This is a genomic window from Streptomyces sp. NBC_01390 (assembly GCF_045040105.1).
In the GTDB taxonomy this organism is placed as follows: Bacteria; Actinomycetota; Actinomycetes; order Streptomycetales; family Streptomycetaceae; genus Streptomyces.
Window position 1 is genome coordinate 3,671,524 of sequence record NZ_CP109551.1, and the last position, 17,305, is coordinate 3,688,828.

Sequence of the window (17,305 nt, forward strand, 5' to 3'; positions counted from 1 at the left end):
AGGACCCCGGCCGTCACACGGCCGGGGTCCTCTTCGGCCCAGACATCTCCGCGAGCGTGGTCTTGCCGAAGCCCCCGGGCGGGTCCTTGGTGTGGCGGGTTGCTGCCCGTTGTTCGACGTTCGTTGCTCGACGTCGTCAGTCGGCGAAGGCAGGAGGTGTGGTGTTGACGAGCGTGGGGTGGGGCTTGTGGCCTGACATGGCGAGGAGGCCCTTGAGGCACCGTGCTGCCAGGAGCCAGTTCTTGGGGTTCCTCATGTTCAAGCCGCCGATGAGTTGCTTGAGCATGGTCAGGCTGTCGAAGTAGATGCGCTCGCAGACCAGGTTCTCGTCGGTGTCGAAGAGGAAGTACGCGGTCATGCGCACCCGGAAGCGGCTGCCGGTGGGCGGTATGGCGCCGAGTGGGCCCCGGTGGGTGCCCAGCAGCCAGAACTCGGCGATCACGGCGTCGTCGCTGTGGCGGAAGGCGATGATCTCGTGGTCCTGGTCGGGAAAGGCGACCCGGCTGTCGCGGTAGTAGCCGCACACGGCCGTGTCGCCGTCGTGGACCTGCATGGTCGGGATCAGCTCGTAGTGCGGGTGCGGGAACGTCGACAGGACGTCGTCCCAGTCTTGACGGACCTCGTCCTGGAAGTGGTCGAGAACGAGCTTGTGGCGGGCCTTGCGGATCTCGTCAGTGAGCATGCGGCTTCCTGGTCGGTCAGGCCGTGTGGTGAATGGCCTTGTGGGTGAAGGTCGGTGTGGTGCCGGGGTTGGCCCAGGAGGGGGTCAGTTCGCTGGAGGGGAAGAACTGCAGGAACCGGGGGTCGTTCTGGGAGCGGTCGACCAGGGTCTTCTCGATGACCAGGGAGTTGTACTGGTCGGCGGTGGTCTCGATGGTGTTGGCGTTGAGCACGATCTCCTGCTGCCAGGCGCGGGCCCAGCGGGCGATGCCCGGCATCCGGGAGTGCTCGGGGGTCAGGCACTCGGCGGCGATGGCGTTCTCGCTGCTGGCCCAGATGCCGGTGGAGGTGTTCAGTACGAGGGTCTGGTTGCCGAGGACGTGGCCGGGGGTGTCGACCACGGCGACGCCGGGACCGAGCACGAGGCTGCCGTCGACGGCGAGGAAGGCGTCGGGGCGGACGTCTCGGTAGGTCTCCGGCTGGTACCAGGGCTGTTGGAGCGGGTGCAGCTGGGACATGGCGAGCAGTTCGCGGCGCTGCACGATGACCTTGGCGTTCGGGAATGCCGGTTTCACCGTGCCGCCGAGGTCCGGCTGGGGGCCGGTGGTGCCGACCCAGCGTCGCAGGTCCTGGGTGTGCAGGTGGTCGAACATCAGGTAGTCCACGTCTTCCGGCTCGATGCCGAGCCGGGCGAGGTGACCCAGGACGGTGCCGTGCTCCGTGGTCAGCAGGCTGCGCAGTAGGGCGGGGGTGCGACGGATGAGGGCGGCGAAGTACGGGGTGTTCCGGCCGAGTGCCACGTCGCTGGGCTCGAACAGCAGCACCCGCCGGCGTCCGTCGCTCTCTGTCCACCGGATGACCAGCATGCGGTTGGTGATGGACAGGAACGGGGCGATGGCTCGACTGGCCCGGAAGAGACCGAACTTGGTCGGGTACGGGAGGGTGATCAGGTCGCAGGTGGTCACGCTGTCGGGTGTGCCGGTGGCGGCGAACTCGGCGCGGAACGCCTGGGCGCGGGTGCGGGCGAAGGCGAGCTTGGCGCCGTACCCGCCGGCGACCTCGTCCAGGCCGTCGAAGGTGGTGATCCGTGTGCCGAGCGTGGGCATGTCGGGGACATCGGCATCCTGCCAGGCGAGCTTCATCGGTCCTCCTGGGATACTCAATTGGGTAGGTGTCTCAGTACGGGGTGGTCTCGCCCTCGGTCGTCACGCCGAAGGTGTTGAGGAAGTTGCTGACGAGCTGGTAAAAGCCGACCGTGTGGACGGAAACCTCTCCGCGATCCGCGCGTCGGTCTGCCTTGGTTTCGGGCGGTCTCAAAGTGCGTCCTTCAGCGCTCGTGCCTGTCGGCGCCAGAACTCCCGCGAGATCTCGGCTTTGGGGAACACGACGTCGAAGCCGTGGAAGGCGCCGGGGATGACATCGAGGTGGCAGGGGACGCCGCTGTCATTCAGCCGGCGTGCGTACTCGACGTCTTCGTCGTGGAAGAGGTCGAGATTGCCGACGCCGATCCAGGCCGGGGGGAGACCGGTGAGATCTTCGCGGCGGGCTGCGGCGGTGTAGGGGGAGACGTCGGGGCCCGCGACGGTGTCGCCGAGGTAGGACGACCAGCCGTACCGGTTGCTCTTGGGTGTCCAGACGCGCACCTCGAAGGTGTCCAGGTCGGTTCTCGTCGTCGTGCGGTCGTCCAGCATGGGGTAGAGAAGCAGCTGGAACACCGGCCGGATCTCAGCCCGGTCATGGGCGAGGAGGGCGAGGGCGGCGGCGAGTCCGCCGCCCGCGCTGGCACCGCCGATCGCGATGCGATCGGTGTCGATGTGCAGATCGTCCGCGCGCTCGGCCAGCCCGCGCAGCCCGGCGTAGGCGTCCTCGACCGCGGCGGGCGCGGGGTGGTCAGGACCCAGTCGGTAACGGACCGCGGCGACGGTGATGCCCAGCTCGCGGGCGAAGGCGATGTTCGTACGGTCGTCCCGCTCGGGAGCTCCGAAGATCAGCCCGCCTCCGTGGATCCAGAGCAGCGCCGGAGCCGCCGTCTTCAGGCCGGTCGGCTGGAAGACGCGAAGCGAGACGGGCGGGGCGCCCTTGGGCCCGGGCACGACGATCTCCTGGACCGTGACGTCCGGCCCTGGATCGGTCGAGCGCCACTTCACGCTCCGCATCAGGCGCGACGACAGACGTCCGTAGGACACATTGGGGAGGAAGCGACCTCGTTTGAGATCGGGGTGGAAGGCACTCATGGGGTCCTCGTTCTTTCCCCTCATTGAGGGGTGTACGGATCGTCTGGCCACCCGGCGGGTGGCCGGCGTCGAGAGTGACGCGGATGCGGTTGTCGAGGGAGTCGCCGACCTTGTTCGACCGGACCAGTTTCTGATCGGCACGGATGGCGTCTCAGTCGTGCTCCTCGGCGTCCAGCAGTGCGAGGGCGTTGCGGATGCCCTGTTCGAGGAGTTGGTCGGCGAGCTGTCGGTCGGTCAGGCACGGGAGAGGCGGACGAAAACACTTATGGTGTATGTCTTCGCTGAAGCTAGACTTGCGCTGTAAGTGATGTCAAGGGTCCCCGATACGATCGCTGCGCCACGACCGTAGAAAGGAGACTGCGCATGAGCGTCCGAGGCACAGGCCGGGGCAGACGCCTTGGACTGACGCGGGAGAAGGTGATCGCCGCGGCGGTGAAGGTGATCGACCGCGAGGGTCCCGACTCCTTCTCCTTGCGGCGGCTGGCCACCGAACTCGACGTCGAGGTCATGTCGCTCTACAACCACGTCCCGAACAAGGACGCCCTCCTGGACGGCGTGGCCGAGATGCTGCTCGCCCGGATCGACTTCTCCGGAGCGGTCACCGGCACCTGGCAGGACCGCATCCGGGCGCACGCCGCCGCCTTCCGTACCGCCGCCAAGCAGCACCCCAAGGCGTTTCAGCTGGTCTGCACCCGCCCCACGCAGTCACCGGCGGCTCTGGAGAGCATCCGCTCCGCACTGGGCGCCATCACCGAGTTCGGCCTCGCACCGGAGGAGCAGGTCCACGTGCTGCGCAGCTACGTCGCCTTCCTCGTCGGCACGATCATGCGGGAACTGGGCTCGGCCATCACCGTGGGCACGGTGGAACCCGATCAGGTGCAGCAGCGGATCGACGAGATCACGGCTACGGGCGATCCCCTTCTGGCCTCCACCGCGCCCTACCTGGCCGTCAGCGACCATGACGTGGAGTTCGAGTACGGCATCGAGCTGCTGATCACCGGGTTGGCGACGCGGGCGGGTCTGGCGTACGACGGTGGCCTGCCCACCGGACCACGAACATGACGCTCCCCGGCACCCCGGCCAGGTCAGGCACGGGACGCACGGCGGCACGAAGCGGCGCTGAGTCTCCCCCTCGGATACGTCAGCGCGATGAGCTCCCGCCGCACCCACGAGAACGGCAAGCAGCGACTGCGCGAGGCGGGGGCACCACGCCGCAGACCGCCCACTTCAGCTCCCCGACAGGACTAGCTTGTCCTACCCTTCTAGCGCGGGCTTACGAAGCCTGGACGCCGTCCGGTGGCGCCGCAGTGGTGCCGCGTGTCACGAGATGCGGGGCGATGACGGTCTCCGTACCGGTCCGCTCCTCGTCCTCCAGCCGTGCGACGGCCCGGCCGACGGCGAGTTCGGCGAGGCGGGAGGCGTCCTGGCCGACGGTGGTGAGGTCGATGTGGGCGAGGCGGGCGAGGTGGCTGTTGTCGAAGCCGACCACGGAGATCTCCTCGGGAACGGGCACCCGGGCGCGCAGGAACGCGTCGAGTACGCCCGTGGCGCAGCGGTCGTTGAAGGCGAGGACAGCGGTGGGCCGCGGCCGGGCGTCGAGGAGCGCGCGGGCGGCCGTGGCACCGTCCTCCTCGGTCAGGCCGCCGGGCAGAACGCGCGCACGGTCGGCGAGACCGTGGCGGTTCATGGCGGTGCGGTAGCCACGGCGCCGGTCGGCGGCGCCGGGTGCCTTTCCGCCGTCGACGTGGGCGATGTCGCGATGTCCGAGGGCCACCAGATGGTCGACGGCCTGGCGCGCACCCTCGTCGTCGGCGGTGCGTACGACGTCCACACCGGCGGCGGGCGGCCGCAGCCGCCGCACCACGGAGACCACCGGCAGGTACGCCGACAGCTCGGCCAGCCGTGCGGCGGGCACCTGTGGACCGAGCAGGATCAGGGCCTCGCAGCGGTCACCGAGCAGCGTCTCCACCGCCTGCCGCTCACTGCGGCTGGGGGCGACCGCGCTGAGGGCGACCTGGTAGCCGGCGGACTCGGCCGCGGTGTAGATGCCCTCCACGAGGTCGGTGTGGAAGGGATGCTGGAGACCGAACTGCACCCCGAGCAGTCGCGAGCGGTTGCTGCGCAGCAACCGGGCCCGGGAGTCCGGCCGGTAGCCGATCTCCCGCGCCGCCTGGAGCACCCGCTCGCGGGTGGCCGCGCTGGCGCCCTTGGTCTCGCGCATCACGATGGAGACCAGCGCCGTGGACACACCGGCCCGGGCCGCCACGTCGGCGAGGGTCGGCCGCTTTCCGTCCGGGACCACGGGGGTTGGTGGCACCGCCGGCCTCCCTGATCGAGGTGTGTGACTCGGTCGAGGGGCGTGCCCCGCCGAGGTGTCTGCTTCCGCCGACGATCGTAGGCCAAGGGTGAACGCACTGGTCGGAGAGACCTGCAACGTTCTAGGTCCGAGCCGTCCCGGAGCTTGACACAGCGCCTTGGTGGCTGGCGTACTGCTGCTCCCGACCGATTCTAGAACGTTCTAGTCGGATGTTTTGGTCGGACGTGCCCCCGTGGCGAACGAGAGAGGGCGAGCAGCGATGTTCACGTTGGCGGTCTGTGCCGAGATGGTCTTCCGGGACCTGCCGATACCCGAGCGGGCACGGCGCGTTCACGACGCCGGATTCCAGGTCGAGATCTGGGACTGGACCCGGCACGATCTCGACGCCCTGGCCCGGACCCCGGCCGAGTTCTCCTCGATGACCGGCTACATCCGCGGCAGCCTCACCGACGAGGATGGTGCCGTCGAACTCCTGCGCACTGCCGAGGAGTCGATCCGCGCGGCCGAGCAACTCAGCTGCCCCCGGCTGAACCTCCACGGCACCGGCCTGGACGGCGAGGGCCTGCCCGTGGTGCCGGTGACCGGCGAGCCCACCGGGGAGATGTGGATCGCCGCCCACCGCACGCTCACCCGCCTCGCCGAGCTGGGCGAGAGCGCCGGGATCACCTTCACCCTGGAGAACCTCAACACCGCCGTGGACCACCCCGGGGTGCCGTTCGCCAAGGCCGCCGACACCCTGGCCCTGGTCGCCGCCGTGGACCGCCCCGGACTGCGGATGAACCTCGACCTCTACCACGCGCAGATCGGCGAGGGGAACCTCGTCGAACTGGTCCGCCGGGCCCACGGCCTGGGCCTGATCGGCGAGATCCAGGTCGCCGACGTACCCGGCCGCTGCGAGCCGGGGACGGGGGAGATCAACTACCCGGCCGTCGCGAGCGCCCTTGTCGACCTCGGCTATGAGGGCACCGTCGCCATGGAGGCCTGGGCCTCCACCGACAGCGACCTCGCGCTGGAGAGGTTCCGCTCGGCCTTCACGCCTTGAGGGCGCCGCAACTCCACAGGGCGCCACACTCCGCATGGCACCGCATTCCACACGCCCCCCTTCCCGCCAGCACCCGCTCGCAGACGTAGGGAGAACCCGGATGACCACACCAGCCCCTCGCCGTCGGCCTCATCGGTGCCGGACGGATGGGCTCCTTCCACGCCGCGACGCTCGCCCGCCGCCTCCCCGGTGTCCGCCTCGCCGCGGTCGCCGACCCGGCGCCGGACGCCGCGAACCAGCTTTCGGACCGGCTTGCGGACCACCTCGGCCGTCCCACGGCGTACACCGAGATCGGCGAACTCCTGGCCGACCCGCGGATCGAGGCGGTGGTGATCTCTACCCCGGGCCGCACCCACGCCGACCTGGTCGTGGCCGCGGCCCGGGCGGGCAAGGCGGTCTACTGCGAGAAGCCCATGGCCGCCACCCTCGCGGAGGCCGACCGGGACATCGCCGCGGCCCGTGACGCGGGCGTGCCGCTCCAGGTGGGCTTCAACCGCCGCTACGACCCCGGCTTCCGCGCCGCCCACGACAAGATCGTCGCCGGCGGCATCGGCACGCCCCAACTGCTGCGCTCACTCACCCGGGACCCCAAGCTGAACGACCCGGCCCGCATCCCGCCGTGGACGATCTTCCTGGAGACCCTCATCCACGACTTCGACACCCTGCGGTTCCTCAACCCGGGCGCCGAACCGGTCGAGGTCTTCGCCTGGGCCGACGCCCTGGTCCGCCCCGACTTCAAGAACCGCGGCCTGCTCGACACCGCCGTGGTCACGATCCGGTTCGACAACGGCACCCTCGCCACCGCCGAGGCCAACTTCCAGGCCGTGTACGGCTATGACGTGCGCGGCGAGGTCTTCGGCTCCGCCGGAATGCTCACCATGGGCGACATACGCCGCACCCATCTCACCTCGTACGGCCCGGAGGGCGCCGCCGCCGACTGCCTCACCTACGACCAGGACCTGTTCCACGACGCATACGTCGCCGAACTCGCCGACTTCGCCGACAGCGTCCGTAGCGGGCACACCCCCCTCGCCACCGGCGAGGACGCCCGGGCCGCACTGTCCATCGCGCTCGCCGCCGTCCGGTCGGTCACCACCGGCGTCCCTGTCGGCATCGCGGAACTCAAGGGTGAGTAAGGCCGAGTGAGGACGAGGCCAGCCAAGACAGGGCGACAGGACCATGTTGTGCCGGTGAGGGCTCGGGAGGCCGTCGGTTCACGTCACTTCAGTTCAGGTCCTTCAGGCCCGTCGCCCGGCCTTTCTCGTCCCACTGGATCTCCAGGTGCGACGCCAACGGGAACACATCGACGCCAAAGGGCAGCCTGATGCCCGGGCGGCGTCAGGCACGCAGCTTGCGCCCATCAGCGAAGTACAGCCACGGCTGCCAGCCGGCTCCGCCCTTTCGAAGCAGTCTCCGCAGTTCCGGGGAGCACGTCGGGCACCAACTTCGACCCGGACTCCAGCCCATGACCTCGCTGCGCGGAAATAATCATGTCTGATCTGCGGCGATGCGACTTCTGCCGAGTAAACCGTTCCCGACCCCGGCCAATGGCAACACCATTGCTCTGAGACTTCCGAGGCGCTTTTCCACCACCCCGTGCGCGCTGTCCACCGCGGCGTCGCGCACGCCGCTTCTCATTCAAGTCCGTGCCGCACACAAGCGCCCATGCCCGCCCACGGCAGCCTTAACCGCCGCACGGGGGTTCAGTCCGGCGCGTCCAACGGTGCCCGAGAGCGCGCCATTGAGCTGCACTCGATATGCCGCGCGAGCAATGTGACCTGTCCCGGCCCGGGCGCGGCGCGCTGGAGGACACACCATCCGTGCTCAAGTTCAGCCAGAGTAGACCGGCAAGAGGACACCTCGTACATGTACTTCCGAGCGCACCGCATCCGAGATGTCTCCCCCAGAACGGCACTGGACCACATTTGACGCCCGGAATGCCCGGATATGCCGCATGGTCAGCAGACAGAAACGACGATACCCGGGCCTGAAATCGCCCCGGATTCGCCCCCGAGGATTTGTTCAGTAAGCAAACATAGCCTCTGACCTGCGGAAATAAGGAGCGGCAGACGAGTCAGGCTGTACGCCGGGTTCTGTCGCCCGGTCGCCTCGCGGCGGCCGGGGAGACGGCCATCCATCTAGGGCCGGCGTTGCCGCCGGCCTCGTGCGGTCTACCCGAGGACTCGGGCGGGCAGCCCTCGAACGTCCTCGCAGGAGCGTCGTCCAAATCCTTGGGGACGTTCCCTTTTGACCTTGCTCCGGGTGGGGTTTACCTAGCTGCCCAGGTCGCCCTGGGCACTGGTGGTCTCTTACACCACCGTTTCACCCTTACCGGGGGCCGGAGCCCTCGGCGGTCTGTTTTCTGTGGCACTGTCCCGCGGGTCACCCCGGGTGGCCGTTAGCCATCACCCTGCCCTGTGGAGCCCGGACGTTCCTCGGGGAGCACCCCCGAAGGGGAGTCCACGCGGCCGTCCGCCCGGCTCGTCTGCCGTGTCGACCATGCTACCGGGCGTCCGCCCTGCCTCGGTCCAGTGGCCGTCGCGAGGACGGAACCGGCCAGGATCAGGGCGAAGGCGGCGAGGACGCCGGCCGTCAGCGGCTCGTCCAGGAACAGGGCGCCCGCCGCCACCGCGACCGCCGGATTGACGTATGTGAACACCGTCGCCCGGGTCGGACCGACCTCCTTGATCAGCTCCAGGAACGCCACGAAGGCGAGGGCCGTGCAGACCACGCCCAGGACGGCCAGGGCCAGCAGTACGTGCGTGGACGGAAGTGTCGCCGGGCGGGTGAGCACCGCCGCCGGGGCGTACACCAGAGCCGCCAGGGCCAGGCAGGGCGCGGTGAGGTGGAGCGACGGGACGTCCTTCAGATGGCGCGCCACGACCAGTGGAGCCGTGGCATAGCCGATCACCGTCAGCAGCACCTCCGCCAGCGACCGCGCGTCGCCGCCCGTCAGGTGCGGGACGGTCAGGACCGCGACGCCCGCCAGGCCCAGGGTCAGGCCCGTGAGCCGTCGGACCCCCAGCTTCTCCGTGCTGCCGAAGAAGCGGGCGAGCGCGAGCCCGACTATCGGTACCCCTGCGATCAGGAGGCCCGCCGTGGAGCTGGAGAGGTGGCGTTCCGCGTCCGTCAGGGTCCACCACGGGCCGATGATCTCGATGACCGCGAAGGCCAGCATCGGGCGCCAGTGGGTTCGTATCGTGCGCGGCAGGCCGCCCTGGCGGATCGCGAAGGGCAGGAGCAGCGCGGCGCCCAGCAGACACCGGGTGAACACGACCGTCGACGGGGACAGGTCCGCGTCCACCGCCACCTTGATCAGCAGATACGGAATACCCCAGACCACTCCCATCAGGGAGAACAAGAACCAGCCGCGTGCAGTCATGCGGGCAAGTGTCGGCCGCTCCCCCGCCCGCCGTCTTGAACGCTGTTGCGGTACACCGCCGGCGTCACCCCCAGCACCCGCCGGAACCAGCGGGTCAGGTGTGCCTGGTCGGCGAAGCCGACGAGAGACGCGACCTCGGCCGGCCGCAGCCCGGTCTCCAGCAGGCCCCGGGCCCGGGCCACGCGGTGCTGTGCCAGCCAGGCGTACGGGGGTATCCCGACCGTCGTACGGAAGGCGCGCAGGAGCTGGTAGCGGGACAGGCCCAGGTCGGTGGCGAGGTCGGCGAGGGAGGGCGGGGTGGTCAGCTCGTCGGCCAGGCGGGTTCGTACGGCGTGGGCTATGCGGTCCGCGCCGGGGAGGTTGTCCGTCGTCGGGCGGGCCGTGGAGTGGCGGCGGGCCAGGGCGGTGAGCAGCCAGGGGAGACGGGACTCGGCCTCCAGGGGGTCCGGGCAGGTGCTCAGGTCCGTGTGCGCGGCGCGGAAGGCGGCGGCCAGTTCGGGGTCGTCGAGGAGGGGCTCGCGGAAGTGGGGGAGGCCGCCGGTGGTGCCGTCCGTGAGGAGGGAGACGTCGGCGTACAGGGCCCGGTAGGCGTAGCCGTCGGCCGTGTCCGGGCCGCCGGTGTGCATCTCGCCGGGCTCCAGTACGACGATCGAGCCGGGCCTGGGGCGGACCCGGCCGCCCCGGTAGTCGATGACCTCGGAGCCGCCGACGCACAGCCCGACGGTGAACTCGTCGTGGGCGTGCGGGGCGTAGACGTGCCGGTCGAAGCGGGCGGTGAGCAGGTCGAGAGCGGGGCCGCAGCGGCCGAGCCTCGCTCTGGTCCAGAGTGCCTGCTCCCGTGTGCCCCCGACGGTGTTCACGGTTCCACCGTACTTCGGGGACTCGGGGGGCTCAGAGAAACTCTGTCGTGTCCAGGTCGAAGGCGAAGGGTTCGGGGAGGGCGAGTGGCTTACCGAAGGGGACGGTGCGGGACTGGCTGTAGCTGCCCTCGCCCGGGTCGCTGAAGAGCGTGACCGAGGTCGCGTCTCGATCGACGAGCAGGTAGAGGGGGATCTCTGCGCGGGCGTAGCAGCGGGGCTTGGTCTCGCGGTCGATCCACGGGTAGAGGTGGGTGACTTCGACGACCAATGCCACTCCGGCGCATGGCATCCACGGGGGCGCTCCGCGGAAGAGCCGTGGCTTGTCGGGGGCCACCGTGCTGTCCGGGATCACGTGATCGTCCGGGTGGGCGCCGAAGCTGGGCAACTTCAGCCCCTTGTGCCCGGAGAGCTGCATGCCTGTCCTGGACTTCAGGTAGATCTGGCGGCCGATCTCGCTGAGGCAGTGCTCGTGCCAGCCGTCGGGCACAGGTGCCAGGTGGATCTGGCCCTCGACCAGTTGTGCCCGAAAACCCATGGGGAGGTCCAACTCCAGGAAACCGGCCAGCACTTCCTGTCCCGCCCGCCGCAGCTGGTCCTCTGTGAGACCTGGCATCTCGCCCCCTGTCATTGACCCCCTTTGTCATGGGCCAGGAGATCAGCGTGCGCCATCGCGTGGCCGTACCGCCCCGGAGTCGAGGGGCGTTCCCTCGTTCGCGCTACCTTTCGCCACCGTCACGCGGGAGCGAACCGTACCCCGCCCGCCCCCAGGTCGGCCCGGGTGAGCCGTACCGGCAGGCGCTCGCCGAGGGGCAGCGGGACGTCGTCGGCCTCTATCCGTGCTACCACCGCCGGAGAGTCCAGCTGGACCGTGCCGGCTGTCGGTCTGTGTTCCTCCACGTCCACCACGCAGCCCTCGAACAGCTCCCCCACCCGGTCCTTGAGCAGTGCCGCCTCGACGATGTCCACGCAGCCGCGTTCCACCGCGCCCGCTCGTCGCCCGCCCTCTGCCATCTCCTTGGGGAGGGCGTCCAGTGCCGCCAACACCCAGTCGGGCGTGGGCTGTTCGGCGACGGCGGCGAGGCAGATCTCCGAGGCGTACCGGTCGGCGAGGCGGCGTAGGGGGGCCGTGCAGTGGGCGTAGGGGGCGGCTACGGCCGAGTGGGTCGTGATCTCCGGGAGGTTGCCGTCGCGGAAGACCGTGTAGCCGGCGCCTCTCAGCAGCGTCGTGCACTCCTGGAGGAAGGCCGCGTGGTCGGGGCGGTGCGGGTCCAGGGAGCGGATCAGGGCGGCGTACGAGACATGGTGCGGCCAGTCGATGTGCAGGGCGTGCGCGGTGCGGCGCAGGCGGCCGACAGCGCCGTCCGGGGCGGCGGGGAGGGTGCGGAGTACTCCCGTGCCGTGCGTCAGCATCAGGTCGGCCGCCGCCATGCCCGTCAGGAGGGAGATCTGGGCGTTCCAGCCCTCGGCGGGCAGTGGTGCGCGGTAGGTGAGTGAGTACGTGTGGTCCTGCTCGACGATCTCCTGCTCGGGGACGTTGAGGGAGATGCCGCCGCGTTCGACCTCCAGGCGTTCCCTGGCCTCGCCGATCTCCTTGAGCAGGGCCAGCGGCTCCTCCGCCGTACCGGCGTCCAGTTCGCGCTGCACTCCCGCGTAGTCGAGTTTGGCGCGGCTGCGGATCAGGGATCGGCGGACGTCTACGGCTACCGTACGGCCGTCCGTGTCGAGGTCGAGCGTCCAGAGGGCCGCCGGACGGGTCCGGCCCGGGAGGAGGCTCGCCGCGTCCTCGCTGAGTACCGGCGGGTGCAGCGGAGTCTTCTCGTCGGGGAAGTAGAGGGTGGTGACCCTGCGGTGCGTCTCCGTGTCCAGTGGCCCGCCGGGTACGACGAAGGCGGCGACGTCCGCGATGGCGTACCGGACGCGGTAGCCGCCGTCGGAGCGGCGGGAGAGGTGCATCGCCTGGTCCAGGTCCGTGGACGTGGGCGGGTCGATGGTGAGGAACGGGATGTCCGTGGCGTCCGTCGCCGGGAGAACGGGGGCCTTCGCCGCCCGGTCCGCTTCCGCCAGTACCGCGGGCGGGAAGCTGTCGGGGACGCCTAGTTCGGTGCGCAGCGCGGTGAGGGCGGCCCGGAGGGGGGGCTTCGGGGGCGCCGGTCACGCGTATGTGGCGGCGGGGCATGAAACGAGCGTAGGCACAGTCCAGCCCGTCCGGCGATTGAGGACGAGGCCGTTCAGGCCGAAGCGGGGGTCTGGGGGCGCCGCCCCCAGCGACGGCACCGGACCCGCGTCACCACGTAATCTGGCGCGACTCGACCCTCCGCGTACCTGTTTGGAGAATTCACCGTGCTTGTCCTGCTGCCTCCCTCCGAAGGCAAGGCCGCTTCGGGGCGCGGCGCCCCCCTGAAGCTGGAGTCGCTGTCCCTGCCCGGGCTCAACGGCGCCCGCGAGGCCGTGCTCGGGGAGCTTGTCGAGCTGTGCGTCGGTGACGAGGACAAGGCGCGTGAGGTGCTGGGGCTGAGCGAGGGGCTGCGGGGTGAGGTCGCCAAGAACGTCGACCTGCGTACGGCCGGGGCGCGGCCCGCCGGGCAGGTCTACACGGGGGTACTGTACGACGCCCTCGACCTCGCCTCTCTCGACGCCGCCGCGAAGAGGCGGGCCGCGCGTTCGCTGCTGGTCTTCTCGGGGCTGTGGGGTGCCGTCCGGGTCACGGACCGTATCCCCTCGTACCGCTGCTCGATGGGCGTGAAGCTGCCCGGGCTCGGCGCGCTGGGCGCGTACTGGCGGGCCCCGATGGCTGCCGTCCTGCCCGAGGTGGCCGGTGACGGGCTGGTCCTCGATCTGCGTTCCTCCGCGTATGGCTCCGCCTGGAGGCCGAAGGGGGAGGTTGCCGGGCGGACGGCGACTGTGCGGGTGTTGCACGCGCCGACCCGGAAGGTTGTCAGCCACTTCAACAAGGCGACCAAGGGGCGGATCGTACGGAGTCTGGTGAGTGCGGGGGCGGTGCCCTCCGGGCCCGGCGAGTTGGTGGAGGCGTTGCGGGATCTTGGGTATGTGGTGGAGGTTGCGGCGCCTAAGGGGGCCGGGGTTGCCTGGGAGCTTGATGTGTTGGTGGACGAGGTTCACTGAAGCGCGCGCTCCGCGGGGGGGGTGCCGGGTTGTTTGGCGTCTGCTGCGCCGTTGTGGCTTGTCGCGCAGTTCCCCGCGCCCCTTTGATCGCGCCTCCCTATTGCATCATGTGCAACGTCCTTTGCGCATGGTGCATGGCGCGGGCAGGATGAGGCGTATGGCCCCTCTCCCCGCTGCCTCCGTTCTCGATCTCGCGTCCGTTGTTCCCGTGGTCGTCGTCGAGGAACTGGTGGATGCCGTGCCGCTTGCTCGGGCGCTTGTCGCCGGGGGGCTGCCGGTCATCGAGGTCACGCTGCGTACGCCCGTTGCGCTCGACGCCATCCGGGCCGTCGCCGATGCCGTTCCGGACGCAGTGGTCGGCGCGGGGACCCTCATCTCGCCGGGGCAGGTGTCCGACGCGCTCGCCGCCGGGGCCCGCTTTCTCGTCAGCCCGGGGTGGACCGACGTACTGCTGGAGTCCATGCGGGCGTCAGGGGTGCCATTTTTGCCGGGGGTGTCGACGACGTCGGAGGTCGTGGCGCTGTTGGAGCGTGGGGTGCGGGAGATGAAGTTCTTCCCGGCCCAGGCGGCGGGCGGCACCGCGTATCTGAAGTCGCTGTCCGGGCCACTCCCCCAGGCCCGGTTCTGCCCGACCGGGGGGATCGGCCCCGCAAACGCGCCCGAGTATCTCGCGCTGCCCAACGTCGGTTGTGTGGGCGGGAGTTGGATGCTCCCGGCGGATGCGATCGCCGCGCGCGACTGGGACCGGGTCGAGGCTCTCGCCCGTCAGGCCTCGGCGCTCAGCGCAGGTGGGACGTGTCGTTGAAGAGCCGTACGCTCGCGTTGCCGTCGGCGTAGTAGGCCACCGCCGACAGTGCGGCCGCCGAGAGTTCCATGCGGAACAGGGACTCGGGCGGGGCGCCCAGGGCCAGGCGGATGAGGGTCTTGATGGGGGTCACGTGGGTGACCAGCAGGACCGTACGGCCCGCGTGGGCCGCGATCAGCTTGTCGCGGGTGACGGCCATCCGGCGTGCGGTCGCCGCGAAGCTCTCGCCGCCGCCCGTCGGTTCGGCCTTCGGGGAGGCCAGCCAGGCGTTCATGTCGTCCGGGTAGCGCTCGCGCACCTCGCCGAAGGTCAAGCCCTCCCAGGCGCCGAAGTCCGTCTCGCGCAGGCCCTCGTCGATGGTCACGTCGAGGCCGAGGCGGGTCGCCACCGCGGCGGCGGTCTGGCGCGTTCGGGTCAGCGGGGACGCGACGATCGCCTCGATCGTGCCGAGCCGGGCCAGGGACTCGGCCACCCGCTCGGCCTGGTCCCGGCCCACATCCGAGAGGGACGGGTCCGTACCGCCGCTGCCCGAGAAGCGCTTCTGCGGGGTGAGCAGGGTCTCGCCGTGGCGCAGGAGTACGAAGGTCGTGGGCGAACCGAGGTCTGCGGGCGCGGACCATCCGGCAGCCACCTTCGTGGCGGCACCGGTGTCGGCTTCGGCGGCCGTGGAGCCGGCGCCCGCGTCCGGTTCCGCCGTCGACGTGGACGCCGACCACTGTTCGCCGCGCTTGCCCGCGTCCATCGCCTCGTTCGCCAAGCGGTCCGCGTGCTTGTTCCTGCCGCGCGGGATCCACTCGTACGTCACCTGCCCGACGACCGAGAACACCCGGGCCGCCTCCGCCGCCAGGGGCTTCATGTCCGGGTGCTTGATCTTCCAGCGGCCGGACATCTGCTCGACGACCAGCTTGGAGTCCATACGGACGTGGACGGTGGCGGTCGGGTCCAGGGCGTGGGCCGCGCGCAGGCCCGCGATCAGGCCCCGGTACTCGGCGACGTTGTTCGTGGCGATGCCGATGTACTCGGCCACCTCCACCAGCGTCTCGCCCGTGGCCGCGTCGATGACGACGGCGCCGTAGCCCGCCGGCCCCGGGTTGCCCCGGGAACCGCCGTCGGCCTCGACGATGAACTCCCGCACGCCACACGCCCCTTACTGACCCGCACAGACCTCAGACTTCTGCACAGACTCCTGTGCAGGCTTGTACCGACCTACTTGGTTGCCTACAGTCCCGATTCCGACGTGCGCACCAGGATGCGGCGGCAGTTCTCGCAGCGCAGTACGGCGTCACGGGGGGCCGCCTTCACCTCGTTGACCTCGGTGATGTTCAGCTCCAGGCGGCAGCCCTCGCAGCGGCGCTGGAAGAGCCGGGCGGCGCCGACTCCGCCCTGCTGCTGGCGCAGCTTGTCGTACAGCTTGAGGAGATCGTCGGGCACCGAACCCGCGATGACCTCGCGCTCCTTCGTCGCCGTGGCCACCTCACCGGCGAGGGACTCGTACGACGCCTCGCGCCGTGCGGTCGCGTCGTCGATCTTGCCCTGGACGGCACCGACCCGCTCGGTCAGTTCGGCGACCCGCTCCTGCGCGGACTCACGGCGCTCCATGACCTCCAGGACGATGTCCTCCAGGTCGCCCTGCCGCTTGGCGAGGGAGACGATCTCGCGCTGGAGGTTCTCCAGGTCCTTGGAGGAGCTGACGGTGCCGGAGTCCAGGCGCTGCTGGTCGCGGGTGGCGCGCTGCCGCACCTGGTCCACGTCCTGCTCGGCCTTGGTCTGCTCGCGGGCGCAGTCGCTCTCCTCGGTCGTCGCGGCCACCAGCAGGTCGCGCAGCTGCGTGAGGTCCTTGGTCAGCGACTCGATCTCGGCGTGCTCGGGCAGCGACTTGCGCTTGTGCGCGAGCTGCTGGAGGCGTACGTCGAGGGCCTGGACGTCGAGAAGGCGAATCTGATCGGCGGGCGCGGCGTTCAGTTGGGGGCTCCCAGTGCTTCAGAGGTGGTGGTGGACGCCGCGTGGGCGGTCCAGGGGTCGGTGACCGTGGCGGAGACATGGACCCGAAGGCCCCAGCCGTTCCGGTCGGAGATCTCGTCGAGCTGGGCGGCGGCCAGCTCGCACCAGGGCCACTCGGTGGCCCAGTGCGCCGCGTCGAGCAGCGCGAGGGGACTGTGGGTGCCGGCGCCGGTGCTGTGGGCGCGGGCTTCGGACGTCGGGTGGTGGCGCAGGTCCGCGGTGAGGAAGGCGTCTACACCGGCCGCGCGTACGTCGTCGAAGAGGCTGTCGCCGGAGCCGCCGCTGACGGCGACCGTGCGGACGAGGGCCTCGGGGTCGCCGGCGACCCGGATGCCCTGCACGGTCGCGGGCAGCCGTTCGGCGGCGCGGGCGGCGAACTCGCGCACGGTCAGCGGGTGGTCCAGCTCGCAGACCCGGCCGAGGCCGCGTCGGCCGGCGGGGTCGGAGGGGTCCGGTACGAGCGGTCGTACGACCCGCAGGTCGAGGGCGCCGGCGAGGGCGTCGCTGACTCCCGGGTCGGCGCGGTCGGCGTTGGTGTGGGCGACGTGCAGGGCGATGTCGTGCTTGATGAGGGTGTGCACGACCCGGCCCTTGAAGGTGTCCGCCGCGACCGTGGTCGTACCGCGCAGATAGAGCGGGTGGTGGGTGACCAGCAGGTCGGCGCCCAGCTTCACGGCCTCGTCGACGATGTCCTGGACGGGGTCCACGGCGAACAGGACCCGGGAGACCTCCTGGTCGGGGTCGCCCACGACCGTGCCGACCGCGTCCCAGGACTCGGCCCGCTCGGGGGGCCAGAGGGCGTCCAGCGCGGCGATGACTTCAGACAGACGGGGCACGACGCTAGGCTACCTGGCCGTTCCGTACGGCCGAACCGGTGCGCC

The 17,305-nt window shown here is 70.4% G+C and carries 16 protein-coding genes, 1 other RNA gene and 2 pseudogenes; 6 read left to right on the plus strand and 13 right to left on the minus strand.

Translation table 11 applies throughout. The features are described 5' to 3' along the window. Window positions 1–136 precede the first annotated feature (136 nt). From OG241_RS16420 to OG241_RS16435, 4 genes are read right to left on the minus strand one after another with little or no spacing between them, the layout of a single operon-like run. Window positions 137–682, minus strand: a complete 546-nt coding sequence (locus OG241_RS16420; protein ID WP_405816139.1) for an ester cyclase — start codon at window positions 680–682, stop codon at window positions 137–139. Between the two features lie 16 nt (window positions 683–698). Further along, window positions 699–1,802, minus strand: coding sequence for a hypothetical protein (locus OG241_RS16425; RefSeq protein ID WP_319291129.1), 1,104 nt, complete (start codon window positions 1,800–1,802; stop codon window positions 699–701). A gap of 34 nt (window positions 1,803–1,836) precedes the next feature. Next, window positions 1,837–1,977, minus strand: coding sequence for a hypothetical protein (locus OG241_RS16430; protein ID WP_319291131.1), 141 nt, complete (start codon window positions 1,975–1,977; stop codon window positions 1,837–1,839). Beyond that, window positions 1,974–2,894: an alpha/beta hydrolase fold domain-containing protein gene (locus tag OG241_RS16435; RefSeq protein ID WP_319291134.1), complete on the minus strand. Its 921-nt coding sequence runs from the start codon at window positions 2,892–2,894 to the stop codon at window positions 1,974–1,976. The genes OG241_RS16430 and OG241_RS16435 overlap by 4 nt, the downstream gene beginning before the upstream one ends. Between OG241_RS16435 and OG241_RS16440 the strand changes: the two genes are divergently transcribed. Together OG241_RS16440 and OG241_RS16445 are read left to right on the plus strand one after the other, a co-directional pair. Continuing rightward, complete coding sequence (locus OG241_RS16440; RefSeq protein ID WP_319291137.1) at window positions 2,893–3,198, plus strand: hypothetical protein; 306 nt, start codon at window positions 2,893–2,895, stop codon at window positions 3,196–3,198. The two genes, OG241_RS16435 and OG241_RS16440, sit on opposite strands and share 2 nt — an antisense overlap. Window positions 3,199–3,257: 59 nt before the next feature. After that, window positions 3,258–3,956 (plus strand): TetR/AcrR family transcriptional regulator C-terminal domain-containing protein, encoded by a 699-nt coding sequence (locus OG241_RS16445; RefSeq protein ID WP_319291139.1) that lies wholly within the window; start codon window positions 3,258–3,260, stop codon window positions 3,954–3,956. A gap of 211 nt (window positions 3,957–4,167) precedes the next feature. On the opposite strand, the gene OG241_RS16450 is transcribed toward OG241_RS16445, so the two are convergent. Further along, entirely contained in the window at window positions 4,168–5,211 is a 1,044-nt protein-coding gene (locus tag OG241_RS16450; protein WP_319291142.1) for a LacI family DNA-binding transcriptional regulator, read from the minus strand. A gap of 259 nt (window positions 5,212–5,470) precedes the next feature. Between OG241_RS16450 and OG241_RS16455 the strand changes: the two genes are divergently transcribed. Continuing rightward, complete coding sequence (locus OG241_RS16455) at window positions 5,471–6,253, plus strand: TIM barrel protein (RefSeq protein WP_319291145.1); 783 nt, start codon at window positions 5,471–5,473, stop codon at window positions 6,251–6,253. A gap of 131 nt (window positions 6,254–6,384) precedes the next feature. Further along, window positions 6,385–7,389 (plus strand): Gfo/Idh/MocA family oxidoreductase, encoded by a 1,005-nt coding sequence (locus OG241_RS16460; RefSeq protein WP_405826256.1) that lies wholly within the window; start codon window positions 6,385–6,387, stop codon window positions 7,387–7,389. A gap of 930 nt (window positions 7,390–8,319) precedes the next feature. Here the strand turns inward: OG241_RS16460 and rnpB are convergent. The 5 genes and pseudogenes from rnpB to OG241_RS16485 all read right to left on the minus strand — a co-directional run bounded on the left by rnpB (window position 8,320) and on the right by OG241_RS16485 (window position 12,671). Continuing rightward, an RNA gene (gene rnpB / locus OG241_RS16465) (RNase P RNA component class A) lies at window positions 8,320–8,737 on the minus strand. A 67-nt stretch (window positions 8,738–8,804) separates the two neighbouring features. Then, window positions 8,805–9,635 (minus strand): annotated as a pseudogene (locus OG241_RS16470) (DMT family transporter); the annotation flags it as partial. After that, entirely contained in the window at window positions 9,632–10,495 is an 864-nt protein-coding gene (locus OG241_RS16475; RefSeq protein ID WP_405816141.1) for an AraC family ligand binding domain-containing protein, read from the minus strand. The gene OG241_RS16475 and the pseudogene OG241_RS16470, both read right to left, overlap by 4 nt. A gap of 31 nt (window positions 10,496–10,526) precedes the next feature. Next, window positions 10,527–11,108, minus strand: coding sequence for a Uma2 family endonuclease (locus tag OG241_RS16480; protein ID WP_405816142.1), 582 nt, complete (start codon window positions 11,106–11,108; stop codon window positions 10,527–10,529). Window positions 11,109–11,227: 119 nt separating this feature from the next. After that, a pseudogene (locus OG241_RS16485) lies at window positions 11,228–12,671 on the minus strand (RNB domain-containing ribonuclease). 164 nt (window positions 12,672–12,835) lie between these two features. On the opposite strand from OG241_RS16485, the gene yaaA reads away from it, so the two are divergent. Both yaaA and eda read left to right on the plus strand, forming a co-directional pair. Beyond that, window positions 12,836–13,618 (plus strand): peroxide stress protein YaaA, encoded by a 783-nt coding sequence (gene yaaA, locus OG241_RS16490; RefSeq protein ID WP_405816143.1) that lies wholly within the window; start codon window positions 12,836–12,838, stop codon window positions 13,616–13,618. Between the two features lie 157 nt (window positions 13,619–13,775). Beyond that, entirely contained in the window at window positions 13,776–14,423 is a 648-nt protein-coding gene (gene eda / locus OG241_RS16495) for a bifunctional 4-hydroxy-2-oxoglutarate aldolase/2-dehydro-3-deoxy-phosphogluconate aldolase (protein WP_405816145.1), read from the plus strand. Here eda and OG241_RS16500 read toward each other — a convergent pair. From OG241_RS16500 to OG241_RS16510, 3 genes are all read right to left on the minus strand, one after another. After that, a complete protein-coding gene (locus tag OG241_RS16500; RefSeq protein ID WP_405816146.1) occupies window positions 14,398–15,558 on the minus strand; it encodes a bifunctional RNase H/acid phosphatase in 1,161 nt (386 codons plus the stop codon). The genes eda and OG241_RS16500 overlap by 26 nt on opposite strands. An 83-nt stretch (window positions 15,559–15,641) precedes the next feature. Continuing rightward, complete coding sequence (locus OG241_RS16505; RefSeq protein ID WP_405826258.1) at window positions 15,642–16,385, minus strand: zinc ribbon domain-containing protein; 744 nt, start codon at window positions 16,383–16,385, stop codon at window positions 15,642–15,644. Further along, entirely contained in the window at window positions 16,382–17,260 is an 879-nt protein-coding gene (locus OG241_RS16510; RefSeq protein WP_405816148.1) for a Nif3-like dinuclear metal center hexameric protein, read from the minus strand. Before OG241_RS16510 ends, OG241_RS16505 begins: the two co-directional genes overlap by 4 nt. Window positions 17,261–17,305 lie beyond the last annotated feature (45 nt).

What these genes read in the sequence shown, in the direction of transcription:
- OG241_RS16445 (WP_319291139.1), top strand. Translation starts at nt 3,258, where the DNA reads ATGAGCGTCCGAGGCACAGGCCGGGGCAGACGCCTTGGACTGACGCGG.
- OG241_RS16440 (WP_319291137.1), top strand. Translation starts at nt 2,893, where the DNA reads ATGGGGTCCTCGTTCTTTCCCCTCATTGAGGGGTGTACGGATCGTCTG.
- OG241_RS16420 (WP_405816139.1), bottom strand. Translation starts at nt 682, where the DNA reads ATGCTCACTGACGAGATCCGCAAGGCCCGCCACAAGCTCGTTCTCGAC.
- OG241_RS16480 (WP_405816142.1), bottom strand. Translation starts at nt 11,108, where the DNA reads ATGCCAGGTCTCACAGAGGACCAGCTGCGGCGGGCGGGACAGGAAGTG.
- eda (WP_405816145.1), top strand. Translation starts at nt 13,776, where the DNA reads ATGGCCCCTCTCCCCGCTGCCTCCGTTCTCGATCTCGCGTCCGTTGTT.
- OG241_RS16425 (WP_319291129.1), bottom strand. Translation starts at nt 1,802, where the DNA reads ATGAAGCTCGCCTGGCAGGATGCCGATGTCCCCGACATGCCCACGCTC.
- OG241_RS16435 (WP_319291134.1), bottom strand. Translation starts at nt 2,894, where the DNA reads ATGAGTGCCTTCCACCCCGATCTCAAACGAGGTCGCTTCCTCCCCAAT.
- OG241_RS16455 (WP_319291145.1), top strand. Translation starts at nt 5,471, where the DNA reads ATGTTCACGTTGGCGGTCTGTGCCGAGATGGTCTTCCGGGACCTGCCG.